The following is a 13,650-nucleotide window of genomic DNA, read 5'->3' on the forward strand; positions in this document are numbered from 1 at the left end:
GCTCCATTACGCCTGGTTTTTGGCTTTTGAACGGGAGATGCGCGCTTCCCCGATCAGCCAGTCAAAGAGGAAAATAATCGCCAGCATCACAACGATCAGAATCGATCCGTAGGCGATCGCCACGCCGTATTCGCCGTCTTCCACCCGGTTGAGGATATAGGCGGTAGCGACGCGGGTGTCCGGCGTCACGAGGAACACAATGGCGCTGACGGTGGTAATGGCGCGCACAAAGCTGTAGATCAGCGCCGAGAGGATCGCCGGGCGCAGCAGCGGCAGCAGAATGTGCGTAATGGTGCGCAGGGAACCCGCGCGCAGGCTGAGCGAGGCTTCGTCGAGCGATTTGTCGATCTGGCCTAAACCGGCAATGCCCGCCCGAATGCCCACCGGTACGTTACGCATCACCATCGAGATAATCACAATCGCCGCCGTTCCGGTGAGGTACACCGGCGCGCTGTTAAAGGCGAGAATATAGGAGACGCCCGCCACGGTGCCCGGCACCGCGAAGCACAGCATGGTGGTGAACTCGATGGTCTTTTTGCCTTTAAACTGCTGTCGCACCACGATCCAGGCGATCAGCAGGCCGAAGGCGGCGGTGATCGGCGCGGCGATCCCGGCATACAGCAGGGTATCGAGCAGCGAAGGCCAGGCGCCGTCGCTCATCCCCTGGCCGAACAGCTTGATAAAGTTATCCAGCGTCAGGGTGTAGTCCACGCCCCAGTTAACGGTAAAGCTGCCGTAGAAAATGCTGCCGTAGAGCAGGGCATTGAAGGCGATCCACACCGCCAGAATGGCGATCACGCTCCACACCAGGGTCACCGGCAGCGGCTGCACGTCGCCGCGATAGGACTTGCCGGAAACCGTGACGTACGAACGCTTGCCGATCCACATATATTGAATGCAGAACACCAGCAGCGAGAACAGCAGCAGGAACGCGCCGAGGGTACTGGCGGCCTGATAATCGAGCTGCGAACCGGTGATATAGAAGTAGATTTGCGTCGCCAGCACGTCGAAGTTGCCGCCGAGCACCAGCGGGTTGCTGAAGTCGGCCAGCGACTGAACGATGACGATTAAAAACGCGTTCGCCAGCGCTGGTTTCAGCAGCGGGACGAAGACGCCGTTGAAGGTCTGCCAGCGGCTGGCGCGCAGGGTGTACGACGCCTCCTCCAGCGACGGATGAATGGTCTTAATCGCGCCGTCGAGGATCATAAACGCCATCGGGGTGAACGCCAGCACCTGCGCCAGCCAGATGCCGGTAAATCCGTACAGCCAGTTGGTGTTGGTTAAGCCGAACCAGTCGACCATCAGTTCGGTGACGTAGCCGGAACGGCCCATCATCAGGGTGACGCCGAGGCCGACGACAAACGGCGGGGTGACGATCGGCAGAATCGAGAAAATGCGGCCGATAATCGCGCTGCGCTTCGCGATGCGGGTGGTGTAAATCGCCAGCACCAGGCCAAAGAAGGTGCAGCCGACGCCTACCGCAATTGACAGGCCGATCGAGTTAATAATAACCTGGACAATATGCGCCTGCGACAGCACGGCCATAAACGCCAGCGGAGCAAATTCGCCCGCGTCGTTGGTGAACATCGGGATAAAAATAGCGATGCTCGGCCAGACGATAAAGACGCCGATTAACGCCACGATGGCGACCAGCGAACCGATCACAAAGCGGTCGCCGCCCAGCCATTCCAGGCGGGTGAGCGCCAGGGTCATGATGGCCCCCAGCGCGACAAACAGCACGATGGTGGCGTAGCCTAACCCGCGGCCTTCCACGGTGGCGCTGACGACGATAAACGCCATACATAAAAACGCCCAGCCGGCATCAAGATAGTGGCGGCTGCGCTGCTCCCGCCTCGCCTCCTGCCATGGACGAATCAGCAGCAGGCTCGGCAGCAGATACCACAGCCAGCTGATATTCAGCTGTGACCAGCCGTAGGCCGCGAGAATTTCATCGCTCGTGGACTCCAGCAGACCGTAATCCAGGCTCCAGCTCGGCAGCAGGGCAAACGCCAGCCAGCCGAATAAAACCCAAAGGAATATCGCATCCCGCTTTTTCACGGGATGGAGTGCAAGCGTGTGTGACATAAGTTTTCCGGTGTCGTAGGCCGGGTAGGGCGTTGATGCCGCCACCCGGCAAATGAACGCAATGCGGGCTTATTTACCCATCTTCACTTCGCTAACCCATTTATTGATGAGCGCTTTACGCACGTCCGTTGAGCCGTATTTATCCATGTCATAGTTGATGAGCTTCAGGTCGTCGAGCTTCAGCGAGTTCGGCGAGGTTTCGGCGGTGGTGTTGGTCAGGATCTGATAAGACTTACCTTTCTTCCACGCCAGCTCCTGGGCCTCTTTCGACAGCACCCAGTCGACAAACAGTTTGGCGTTGTCGAGGTTGCGCGCGCCCTTCAGGATACTGACGCCGCCAATTTCATAGCCGGTGCCTTCGCACGGCGAGATCAGCTCCAGCGGCGCGCCCTGTTCTTTTTCCAGCGAATAGTCGTGCAGGAAGCCGATGCCGATGGCCGTTTCACCGCGGGCGGCGTTGCGCGCCGGGGCGATACCGGATTTCGTGTACTGGGAGACGTTAGCGTTGAGCTGTTTAAGATAATCGAAAGCCTGATCGTCCCCCCACAGCTGGGCGAAGGTCGCCAGCGCGGTGTAGGCGGTGCCGGAACTCTGCGGGTCGGCAATCTGGATTTCGCCTTTATATTCCGGTTTGGTCAGATCTTTCCAGCATTTCGGCACCGGCAGATTTTTCTCTTTCAGGCGCTGGGTGTTTACGCCGAAGCCGAGAATGCCAACGTACACCGCCGAGGAGTAGTTGCCTTTCAGCTTCGCCGGATCGCGGAACTGCTCCATGACCTGCGTAAGATTCGGCGATTTATAGGGCTGCAGCAGGCCCATTTCACCGGCCTGGGACTGCGGGTCGAGGGTGCCGCCGTACCAGACATCCGCCTGCGGGTTTTTCTTCTCGGCATCGACCTTCGCCAGCGTGCTGCCGGAACCGTTGCGAATAAATGAGGTTTTCACGTCATATTTTTCGCCGAAGGCTTTGGTTTCCGCCTCACACATTTCGTTGGTGGCGCTGCAATAGACCACCAGACGACCTTTGGCGTGCACCGCGCCGCTTAACGTCGCCAGCGCAATGCCGGAAGCAATCAGGGTAGTGACCAGCGTTTTTTTCATTATTTTATCCTTTGAGCAGCAGAGGTAGTAATGCTCGCCATCAGCAGCGGCATCAGCAATAAACCCATCAGAACTGCGGCGACCGAGAGCAAACTGAACATCCCCGACCAGCCGTAGCGTTCAATGACCAGCGACAGAGGCCAGCCCGCCAGCGCTGCCCCCAAATAGGCGAACAGGCCGAGAAATCCGCTGATGGAACCCGCCGCCGCTTTGTGTCCGCACTCCACCGCCGCGAGGCCAATCAGCATTTGCGGGCCAAAAACGAAGAAGCCCACCGTAAAGAAACAGACCGCCAGCAGCGCGTAGTGGTGCACCGGCGCCAGCCAGAGCGCGGCGACGGAGACCATCAGCCCCAGCGTGAACAATAAAATCATCGGCGCCCGCTGGCCGCTGAACAGCAGATCCGAACCCCATCCGGCGAACAGCGCCCCGAGCAGGCCGCCCGCTTCAAACAGCATCACCGTGGCGTTGGCGCTGAGCAGATTGACGCCGTGGCTCTCCGTCAGCCAGATGTTGCCCCAGTCGTTGAGCGCGATGCGGATCAGGTAGACCAGCACGTAAGAGACGCCCAGCAGCCAGATCATCGGATTCTTCAGCATCGTGGTGCGCAGCATCTGCCATAGCCCCATCGGCGGGCTTTGCCGCTCCTGGCGCAGCTCCAGCGGGTCGTTACGCCAGCTGCCTACTGAAGGCAATCCCTCTTCGCGGGGCGTTCCTTTCAGCTGTAGCGTTAACCAGATGCCTGATGCCATGCTGATCATCCCCGGTGCCAGCATCGCCGCCTGCCAGCCCCACCAGTGGGCGGCAAAGGCGCTAATCAGCGGGATAATCGCCCCGCCGATATTGATCGACATATTCCAGCAGCCCCACCAGAAGCCGCGTTCGTTGCGCGAGTACCAGTGGGTCAGCAGGCGGGCGCAGGGAGGCCAGCCCCAGCCCTGAAAAAATCCGTTCAGCGTCCAGACCGCCAGCAGCAGCGTCAGCGACTCGCCGAAGGCGAACACCACGTTCAGTAGACCGGTGGCGAACAGGCCCGCGCCCATAAACCAGCGCTGCCCGTGGCTGTCGTGCCACAGCCCGGCGGCAAACTTCGACAGGCCGTAGGTCAGATAAAACAGCGACCCCAGCAGGCCAATATCGCCTTTATCCAGCCCCAGATCCGTTTGCAGCGCCGGCAATACGTAGTTGACGCTTTTGCGCGTCAGATAAAACGCCGCATATCCGATGACCATGTACATCAGCAGCTGCGGACGCAGCGTCCGGTAATGGTGATTGATGTCGGTTGCTGAGCGTGCGTGCATAGCCGTCTCCGTTTTGCTGACTATATGAAAGTGAAATCGAAAGGGGATGAGAGAAAGTCCGCAGTGACTAAGACTTTTTCCTGGTTAGCCGGCTGTTTGTTGCAAATTTGTGGGCAAGTTAACAATTACGCGTGTGCCGCGCTGCGACTCCAGCGTCAGCTCTCCGCCGAGGGCGCTGACCCGTTCACGCATGCCCTGAATGCCGAAGCCGGCCATTTGGTCGGCGCGAAGTCCGATGCCGTTGTCTTTTACCTCCAGGCGCAGCAGCGCGCCCTGCTGAAACAGGGCAATGGCGACTTCGCTGGCGTCGGCGTGCTTACAGACGTTATTAAGCAGCTCCTGCAGCAGCCGATAGAGGGTGAAGCGCACCGTTTCGCTCTCCGGCGTGGCGGTGAGCCGGTAGTCAAAGCGGCAGCGGATACCGCGCTCGGCAAAGGCAAACTCATTGAGCAGATGGTGCAGCGCCTCTTTAAACGACAGCTCATCGAGGGCCGGAGGGCGCAGCTGGCGCAGCAGCTGGCGGGTGGAGTGGTGAATGCGTCGGGCGAGATCGTTAATCTGGCTGGCGGCGGCCTGAGTTTGCGCCGGATCGCGCGCCCGCTTTACCAGCTGCGACTGGATCTGAATGGCGGTAATATTCTGGCCGATTTCATCGTGCAGCTCGCGCGCCAGGCTTTTGCGCGTATCCTCTTCGGTATGGATCAGCTTTTCGGCCAGCGCCCGCCGCGCCGCCAGCTCCGCTTCCAGCCGCTGGCGATAGTGGTGCAGGTTTTGCGCGAGGTGCTGCTGGCGGCTGATGGCAATCCCCAGCCCGATGCCGAGCAGCGCCTGGGTGGCCAGAAAAATCTCCAGCTCCACCAGATTGCTGAATCCAACGCCAACCTGGCGGGCGATGGTGATCATCATGCTGCCCAGCAGGCCGGAGAGGACGCCGCCCTGCCAGCCGAACTTCCACGCCATCACCACGTTAGGCAGAAATACCACAATCAGCAGCAGGCGCTCGATTTCCGGCGACAGCACCATTTGGGTGCCGATACCGATGATAAAGAACAGGCTGCACCAGATGATCAGCGAGGTGCGCAGCGGCGGATTGTTGGTATCCAGCCCCAGCAGGTGGTAGCGGTGCTGCTGGCGCAGGAATTCAAAGATCAGATAGACAAACGGCGTCAGCAGCACCCCGCCGGTAAACGAGGCCAGGCCGAGCATCATCGCCGGGCTTTTCACAAACGGCGACAGCAGGGCGGTGTTGAGTAATGCGCTGGCGGTAACCGTGGCCAGCAGCAGCGTCAGCCGCTGCCAGTAAAGGGGGAAGCGGTGCCAGAACTGCTGGGCGATGCCGGCGGGGAGCAGGCCGATCAAGGGCGCGGCCAGCAGAAGATAGCCGTTCAGCAGCTGTTCGCCGTGCAGCCAGAGCAGCATCAGCATGGGAGGCAGCGCCAGCGCGGGCCAGTAGCGGCGCGAAAGCAGGATCAGCAGCGCCAGATAGACGCCGTGCGGCAGGAACAGCGCCGCCTGCTGGCCGTTATGGGTCAGGTAAAACCCGAGCGTCCACAGCATTAGCCAGCCGCTTCCCCAGGCCAGCACGATGAACAGCGAAATCACCCCGTGGCGAAGGCTGCGCGACATTAATGACCCGCCAGCAGCTGGTGGTCGAGGGCGAAATGGACCAGATCAATGGTGCTGTGACACTGCAGTTTGCCCAGCACGTTGGCGCGATGGACGTGCACCGTCTTATGGCTGAGCTCGAGCTTGAAGGCGATCTCCTTGACGCTGTCGCCTTTAACCAGCAAATCAAAGACTTCGCGTTCACGCGGGGTGAGCACCTCCAGCACCTGCGCCGGTTGCTCTCCGCCGCGCAGCGCCCGCAGCGCATCGGCGCACAGGTAGTGTCCGCCCATACCGACGGAACGCACCGCCTGCACGAGCTCCTCCGGGCCGCAGCGTTTGGTCAGATAGCCGCTGGCGCCGGCATCAAGTGCGCTCTGCACGAAGGTGGGGGTGTCGTAAATACTGAGAATGATGGCGCGGAACTGCGGCTTTTGCGCGCGCAGGCGCTTTAGCAGGCTCAGGCCGTTCTCATCCGGCATGGCGATATCCATGACCGCCACGTCGACATCGTCGCGCAGCAGCGCCGGCCAGGCTTGCGCCGAGCTGCTGAACTGGCCAACCACCTCGAGATCTTCTTCGAGGCTGAGTAACTGCGCAAAGCCTGAACGCACCACCACATGGTCATCGACCAGCACCACTCGAATCATGTTTCTTCTCTCTTAGCGCATCATGGTTCTATGATGCCTGCCGCCGCTGCGCTGGCAATCAATCAGGCGCAGTTATGCAATCCAAGTAACAGAATCGCAATAAAAGCCAGGTCGCGGTTTTTGTGAAAATTAACTAACCATTGCCATTTTTTTTCTAAAAACGCTTTGTTCTTAGCAAGAATTTTTAATTACTTCATCAAACGCATCGCGCCGGAAATACTGCACCCATAACAACTATGGGAAGCAGACACTATGGCACTATCATCGCGTATCACACTCATTGCCGCGCTGGCGCTGGCGGCATTTCAGGCCCAGGCGGTCAACGTCACCGTGGCGTACCAGACCTCCGCCGAGCCGGCGAAAGTCGCCCAGGCGGACAACACTTTCGCTAAAGCCAGCGGGGCGACCGTCGACTGGCGCAAGTTTGACAGCGGCGCGAGCATCGTGCGGGCGCTGGCTTCCGGCGACGTGCAGATCGGCAACCTCGGCTCCAGCCCGCTGGCGGTCGCCGCCACCCAGCAGGTGCCGATTGAAGTGTTTCTGCTGGCCTCAAAGCTCGGTAACTCCGAAGCGCTGGTGGTGAAGAAGAGCATCACCAAACCGCAGGACCTGATCGGCAAACGCATCGCCGTTCCTTTTATCTCCACCACCCACTACAGCCTGCTGTCGGCGCTGAAGCACTGGGGGATTAAACCGGGCCAGGTGCAGATCCTTAACCTGCAGCCGCCGGCGATTATCGCCGCCTGGCAGCGCGGCGACATTGACGGCGCCTACGTCTGGGCGCCAGCGGTTAACGCGCTGGAAAAAGAGGGCACGGTTCTCACCGACTCGTCGCAGGTGGGCGAGTGGGGCGCGCCGACGCTGGACGTGTGGGTAGTACGCAAAGACTTTGCCGAAAAGCATCCTGATATTGTCAAAGCCTTCGCCAAAAGCGCCATTGACGCGCAGCAACCCTATATCGCCAACCCGGACGAATGGCTGAAGCAGCCGGAAAACATCAGCAAGCTGGCGCGCTTAAGCGGCGTACCGGAAGCCGACGTGCCGGGGCTGGTGAAAGGCAATACCTACCTGACCGCCGCCCAGCAGGCGCAGGAGCTGAACGGGCCGGTGAATAAAGCCATCATCGACACCGCGAAGTTCCTTAAAGAGCAGGGCAAAGTGCCCGCCGCCGGCAGCGACTACAGCCAGTACGTTACCGACCGTTTTGTGAAGTAAAGGGGGTCATGATGCTGCACATCTCGCATCTTTCCGCCGACTACGGCGGTAAACCAGCGCTGGCGGATATCAACCTGACGCTGGACAGCGGCGAACTGCTGGTGGTGCTGGGGCCCTCCGGCTGCGGTAAAACCACGCTGCTGAACCTGATTGCCGGATTCGTGCCTTATCACCATGGCAGCATCACCCTCGAAGGCCAGCGGGTTGAAGGACCGGGAGCCGATCGCGGCGTGGTCTTTCAGCATGAAGGGCTGCTGCCGTGGCGCAACGTGCAGGATAACGTCGCGCTCGGGCTGCAGCTGGCCGGGGTCGACAAAACGCAGCGCCGGGCAACCGCCGCGCGGATGCTGAAAAAAGTGGGCCTTGAAGGGGCGGAAAAACGCTTTATCTGGCAGCTCTCCGGCGGCCAGCGTCAGCGGGTCGGCATTGCCCGCGCGCTGGCGGCAAATCCGCAGCTGCTGCTGCTCGACGAGCCCTTTGGCGCGCTGGATGCCTTTACCCGCGAGCAGATGCAAACCCTGTTGCTTAGCCTGTGGCATGAGACCGGTAAGAAGGTGCTGCTGATCACCCACGATATCGAAGAGGCGGTGTTTATGGCCACCGAACTGGTACTGCTCTCGCCGGGGCCGGGGCGCGTGCTCGAACGGCTGTCCCTCGATTTTGGCCGCCGCTTCGTCGCCGGTGAATCCTGCCGCAGCATTAAATCGGACCCGCGGTTTATCGAACAGCGCGAATACGTCCTCAGCCGGGTATTTGAACAACGGGAGGCTTTCTCATGAGCGTGGTCATCAATGACAAACCGCGTCAGCGGGGACTGAAGTGGCGCTGGCCGCTCTCGCGTCAGCTCAGCCTGAGCGTGGCGACCCTGGCGGTACTGCTGGCTATCTGGTGGGCCGTTGCCGCCCTGCAGTTGATTAGTCCGCTGTTTCTACCGCCGCCTGGACAGGTATGGCAGAAACTGATCGCTATTGCCGGTCCGCAGGGCTTTATGGACGCCACCCTCTGGCAGCACCTGGCGGCGAGCCTGACGCGTATCGTCATCGCGCTGCTGGCGGCGGTGCTGCTCGGCGTGCCGGTGGGGATCGCCATGGGGCTGAGCCCCACGGTGCGCGGGATCCTCGACCCGCTGATCGAGCTTTATCGCCCGGTGCCGCCGCTGGCCTATTTACCGCTGATGGTGATCTGGTTCGGCATCGGCGAGACCTCCAAGATCCTGCTGATCTACCTGGCGATATTCGCGCCGGTGGCGATGTCGGCGCTGGCGGGGGTTAAGAGCGCCCAGCAGGTGCGCATTCGCGCCGCGCAGGCTTTAGGCGCCAGCCGGGCGCAGGTGCTGTGGCTGGTGATCCTGCCCGGCGCGCTGCCGGAGATCCTCACCGGCCTGCGTATTGGGCTTGGCGTGGGCTGGTCGACGCTGGTGGCCGCGGAGCTGATTGCCGCCACCCGCGGGTTAGGTTTTATGGTGCAGTCCGCCGGTGAGTTCCTCGCCACCGATGTGGTGCTGGCCGGCATCGCGGTGATTGCCATCATCGCTTTTTTACTGGAACTGGGGCTGCGCGCGCTGCAGCGTCGCCTGACGCCCTGGCATGGAGAAGTACAATGAGCGAACGTTTAAGCATTACCCCGCTGGGGCCGTATATTGGCGCGCAGGTATCCGGCGTCGACATCACCCGTCCGCTGAGCGACAACCAGTTTGAGCAGCTGTATCACGCGGTGCTGCGCCATCAGGTGGTGTTCCTGCGCGAGCAGAACATCACTCCCGAGCAGCAGCGCGATCTCGCCCTGCGCTTTGGCGACCTGCATATTCATCCGGTCTATCCGCACGCGCCCGGCGTGGATGAGATTATCGTTCTCGATACCCACGACGATAATCCGCCGGATAACGATAACTGGCACACCGATGTCACCTTTATTGACACGCCGCCCGCCGGGGCGATCCTCGCGGCAAAAGAGCTGCCTTCGACCGGCGGCGATACCCTGTGGACCAGCGGCATTGCGGCGTATGAGGCGCTCTCCGCGCCTTTGCGCCAGCTGTTAAGCGGCCTGCGCGCGGAGCATGATTTCCGCAAATCGTTTCAGGAGTACAAATACCGCAAAAGCGAAGAGGAGCATCAGCGCTGGCTGGAGGCGGTGGCGAAAAATCCGCCGCTGCTGCATCCGGTGGTGCGCACCCATCCGGTGACCGGGAAGCAGGCGCTGTTTGTCAATGAGGGCTTTACTACCCGCATCGTCGACGTGACGGAGAAAGAGAGCGAGGCGCTGCTCGGCTTCCTGTTTGCTCACGTCACTAAACCGGACTTCCAGGTACGCTGGCGCTGGCAGCCGAACGACGTGGCGATTTGGGATAACCGCGTCACCCAGCACTACGCCAACGCCGATTACCTGCCGCAGCGGCGCATTATGCACCGGGCGACGATTCTCGGGGATAAACCCTATTACCGGGCGGGGTAATGGGTGTAGCCCGGCTAAGGCGCAATGCGCCGCAAGCCGGGATACAACCTACGATAAACGCGCCGCCTCCGGGAAAAGGCTTTTATGCCGATTTTTGCGCGTCCAAATGCGCGCCAATATAGCGCTGATAGCGGTTGGCCTTCAGATAGGTCAAATCCACCAGCACCAGCCCATCCACGCAGTTGTTGAAATCCGGATCGCTGCCGAAATCGATAAACTGCACGCCGCCCGGCTCGCAGACTTCTGAATACTGCTTATACAGCGGCGGGATCGCGCAGCCGAGGTTGCCGAGCAGGGACTTCAGCCGCGCCAGATCGTCGTTGTAATCTTCTCCGCCAAACTGCGCCAGCACATCGGGCAGCGAGGCTGGATAAGGGCGGCGCGACTCCGCCAGCGGATGCGTCGCCGGGAACCACAGTCGATAGAACGCGACCAGCAGATCGCGCGCCGACGGCGGCAGCCCGCCGGAAATCGACACCGGGCCGAACAGATAGCGATAGTGCGGATAGCGCGCCAGATACGCGCCGATGCCGGACCACAGGTAGTCCAGCCCGCGGCGGCCCCAGTAGCGCGGCTGGATAAAGCTGCGCCCCAGCTCGATACCGTGTTGCAGAATATCGTCCATCCGCGCGTCGTAATGGAACAGGCTGTAGCTGTAGATGCCGTTCAGGCCGCGCTTTGCCAGCTGCATCGCGGTCGGCATAAAGCGGTAGGCGCCGACGATTTCAAGGTCTGCTTCATCCCACAGAATCAGATGCAGATAGTCGTCGTCATAGCCGTCAACGTCGCGTCGTTTGCCGCTGCCTTCCCCCACCGCGCGAAAGGCGATTTCCCGCAGGCGGCCCAGTTCGCGCAGCACCGGCGCATCTTCCTGGCCGTGGCGCTGCCAGAGATAAATCACTTTGCCGTCCGCCGTGCGCCCCAGGGTTTCCGCCCGGCCCAGTTCGCGCTTGAGCAGTGCGCGGTCTTCGGGACGGGCGATAGCGCTTTCGCTTTTAAATACGCCGGGCTGCCCCTTTGAAAGCAGTTGCAGGTGGTGATAGCAGCGCTCGGTCAGCTCGCGCGTAGAGCGCTGGGGATCGAACCAGCTTGACCAGGCAATCTGTTGGCCGAAATTAACCGGCAGGCTGCCGTTGCGGCGACGAAACATTTGCTGCATCAGCAGCAGCAGCGGCAAGCTATCGGAAATCAACGTGCTGGCGTAAAACAGCGCGCTGTTGCGCGCGCGGATCCACGCTGGCAGCAGCGGGGCGCGATATTTCGCCGCCAGCTTAATAAATCCGGAGTGCCATTTTTTATCGCGAATGCCGCGTCGGGTGAGGCGTGAAACTTCGCCTGCCGGGAAGAAAATCAGCACGCCGCCGTTTTGCAGCTGCTGGTCCATCTGCTGCAGCGCCGCTTTGGCGGTTCGGCCGTTGATATTATCGACCGGAATAAACAGCGAGCTCAGCGGTTCAAGGTGGGTCAGCATCCGGTTGGTGACCACTTTAACGTCGCGGCGCACGCGGGAGACCGCATAGAGCAGGGCCAGGCCATCGAGGGTACCGGTAGGGTGGTTGGCGATAATGACCAGCGGGCCATATTCAGGGATTTGTTCGAGATCGTGCGCCGGGATAGCACAGCGAATATTGAGATGTTCGAGCACCTGTTCGACCGTATCCAGTCCTTTCAGGTGATGATGACGCGCGGCAAACTGCTGAAACTCTTCCTCATGCAGGAGCTTTTTCAGCACCTTTTTCTGCCAGGGGGCTGGCTTTGCCTGAGGCCACAGGTCATCGATAACATTGTCGAGACTAAACATAGCGGCACCTCCTCCGTCCTGCCCAGACAGTAGAAGGCGCAGATGTCGCTCAGATTACAGTTGGGTGAAGATTTGGGATTGGCAGGAACCGCGGAGGCTGGTAGCAGGTAGCCTGGACAGGCGCGCAGCGCCGCCTCCGGGAAGGCCGAAGCCGGAAAGTTGCGAACGCGTTTCCAGATTGCACTCCGGTTAAGCACGGGTGGGTAAGTCAGGTACGGGATTGGTCCTATTCAACCTTTCATCGCGATGTAAGCCGTAGTTTGTATCCGATTGATTGGGGGGGAGAGGTGAAGGAGTTATTGTGCGGCGAGCGTCGTTAAAGTGACTTTCCCGGAGGCGGCGCGTTGCGCCTGTCCGGGCTACCAGCCCACAGATAGCTGTAAGCCCGTAGCCCGGGGAGCTAAACTAACGCAGGATTTTCTTTTCGGCCAGATCGAGAGCGAAGTAGCTGAAGATCAGATCCGCGCCGGCGCGTTTGATCGCGCCGAGGCTTTCCAGCACCACTTTCTCTTCATCTATAGCGCCGGCCTGGGCGGCGAACTTAATCATCGCGTATTCACCGCTCACCTGGTACGCGCCCAGCGGCAGGTTGGTGCGCTCGCGCAGATCGCGCAGGATATCGAGATACGGACCGGCCGGTTTGACCATCAGGCAGTCGGCGCCCTGGGCTTCGTCCAGCAGCGATTCGCGAATCGCTTCGCGGCGGTTCATCGGGCTCATCTGATAGGTTTTACGATCGCCTTTCAGCGCGGTGCCCGCGGCTTCGCGGAACGGACCATAGAACGATGAAGCGAACTTGGTGGAGTAGGACATAATCGCCGTATCGGTAAATCCGGCGGCGTCCAGCGCCTGGCGAATAGCCTGCACCTGGCCGTCCATCGCCGCGGAAGGAGCGATAAAATCGGCGCCTGCGGCAGCGGCGACCACCGCCTGCTTACCGAGGTTGGCAAGGGTTAAATCGTTATCGACGCCGTGGTCGCACAGCACGCCGCAGTGGCCGTGGGAGGTGTATTCGCAGAAGCAGGTGTCGGACATCACGATCATCTCCGGCACCGCCTCTTTACAGATACGGGACATGCGCGCCACCAGGCCGTTTTCGTTCCAGGTATCGCTGCCAACGGCATCGGTATGATGGGAAATCCCGAAGGTCATCACCGAACGGATACCGGCGTTGGCAATGCGCTCGATTTCGCGCGCCAGGTGTCTTTCCGGAATACGCATCACGCCGGGCATGGCTTCGATGGCTTTGTAATCATCGATTTCTTCTTCAACAAAGATCGGCAACACCAGGTCGTTCAAACTCAGTGTTGTCTCTTCAAACATGGCGCGTAGCGAAGCGGACTTGCGCAGGCGGCGTGGGCGAGTGATTAAATCTGTCATGGTTTGCCTGATTTTGTGAAATGAAAAAAGCGAGTTTACCTCAATTGGCGGCGGGATGTTT

11 protein-coding genes are annotated in these 13,650 nt (G+C 60.5%); 4 read left to right on the forward strand and 7 right to left on the reverse strand.

From position 1 onward, the window contains the following. Positions 1-6 precede the first annotated feature (6 nt). The 5 genes from KOSB73_RS08305 to KOSB73_RS08325 all read right to left on the reverse strand — a co-directional run bounded on the left by KOSB73_RS08305 (position 7) and on the right by KOSB73_RS08325 (position 6,742). Positions 7-2,085 (reverse strand): ABC transporter permease, encoded by a 2,079-nt coding sequence (locus KOSB73_RS08305; protein WP_004133727.1) that lies wholly within the window; start codon positions 2,083-2,085, stop codon positions 7-9. 69 nt (positions 2,086-2,154) lie between these two features. Further along, positions 2,155-3,186 carry an ABC transporter substrate-binding protein gene (locus KOSB73_RS08310; RefSeq protein ID WP_024359088.1) on the reverse strand — a complete coding sequence of 344 codons (1,032 nt, stop codon included), beginning with the start codon at positions 3,184-3,186 and terminating at the stop codon, positions 2,155-2,157. Continuing rightward, the gene (uhpC, locus tag KOSB73_RS08315; RefSeq protein ID WP_224239970.1) at positions 3,186-4,511 is read right to left on the reverse strand and encodes an MFS transporter family glucose-6-phosphate receptor UhpC; all 1,326 of its coding nucleotides are present in this window, start codon (positions 4,509-4,511) and stop codon (positions 3,186-3,188) included. Before uhpC ends, KOSB73_RS08310 begins: the two co-directional genes overlap by 1 nt. A 60-nt stretch (positions 4,512-4,571) precedes the next feature. Then, positions 4,572-6,113, reverse strand: coding sequence for an MASE1 domain-containing sensor histidine kinase (locus tag KOSB73_RS08320; protein WP_064371480.1), 1,542 nt, complete (start codon positions 6,111-6,113; stop codon positions 4,572-4,574). Further along, the gene (locus KOSB73_RS08325) at positions 6,113-6,742 is read right to left on the reverse strand and encodes a response regulator transcription factor (RefSeq protein ID WP_004133720.1); all 630 of its coding nucleotides are present in this window, start codon (positions 6,740-6,742) and stop codon (positions 6,113-6,115) included. The genes KOSB73_RS08320 and KOSB73_RS08325 overlap by 1 nt, the downstream gene beginning before the upstream one ends. A 252-nt stretch (positions 6,743-6,994) precedes the next feature. On the opposite strand from KOSB73_RS08325, the gene tauA reads away from it, so the two are divergent. From tauA to tauD, 4 genes are read left to right on the forward strand one after another with little or no spacing between them, the layout of a single operon-like run. After that, on the forward strand, positions 6,995-7,957 hold the full coding sequence (gene tauA, locus KOSB73_RS08330; protein ID WP_004129543.1) for a taurine ABC transporter substrate-binding protein: 963 nt from the start codon (positions 6,995-6,997) through the stop codon (positions 7,955-7,957). 11 nt (positions 7,958-7,968) lie between these two features. Then, positions 7,969-8,736, forward strand: a complete 768-nt coding sequence (gene tauB, locus KOSB73_RS08335; protein ID WP_098140382.1) for a taurine ABC transporter ATP-binding subunit — start codon at positions 7,969-7,971, stop codon at positions 8,734-8,736. Continuing rightward, positions 8,733-9,560, forward strand: coding sequence for a taurine ABC transporter permease TauC (tauC, locus tag KOSB73_RS08340; protein ID WP_024359084.1), 828 nt, complete (start codon positions 8,733-8,735; stop codon positions 9,558-9,560). The genes tauB and tauC overlap by 4 nt, the downstream gene beginning before the upstream one ends. Next, entirely contained in the window at positions 9,557-10,408 is an 852-nt protein-coding gene (gene tauD / locus KOSB73_RS08345; protein ID WP_004133713.1) for a taurine dioxygenase, read from the forward strand. Before tauC ends, tauD begins: the two co-directional genes overlap by 4 nt. Before the next feature lie 82 nt (positions 10,409-10,490). Here tauD and olsF read toward each other — a convergent pair whose 3' ends face one another. Together olsF and hemB are read right to left on the reverse strand one after the other, a co-directional pair. After that, the gene (gene olsF / locus KOSB73_RS08350; RefSeq protein WP_004133711.1) at positions 10,491-12,209 is read right to left on the reverse strand and encodes a bifunctional ornithine lipid synthase OlsF; all 1,719 of its coding nucleotides are present in this window, start codon (positions 12,207-12,209) and stop codon (positions 10,491-10,493) included. A gap of 405 nt (positions 12,210-12,614) precedes the next feature. Further along, on the reverse strand, positions 12,615-13,589 hold the full coding sequence (gene hemB / locus KOSB73_RS08360) for a porphobilinogen synthase (RefSeq protein ID WP_004132498.1): 975 nt from the start codon (positions 13,587-13,589) through the stop codon (positions 12,615-12,617). Between the last annotated feature and the right edge of the window lie 61 nt (positions 13,590-13,650).

It is taken from the genome of Klebsiella grimontii, from assembly GCF_900200035.1.
In the GTDB taxonomy this organism is placed as follows: domain Bacteria; phylum Pseudomonadota; class Gammaproteobacteria; order Enterobacterales; family Enterobacteriaceae; genus Klebsiella; species Klebsiella grimontii.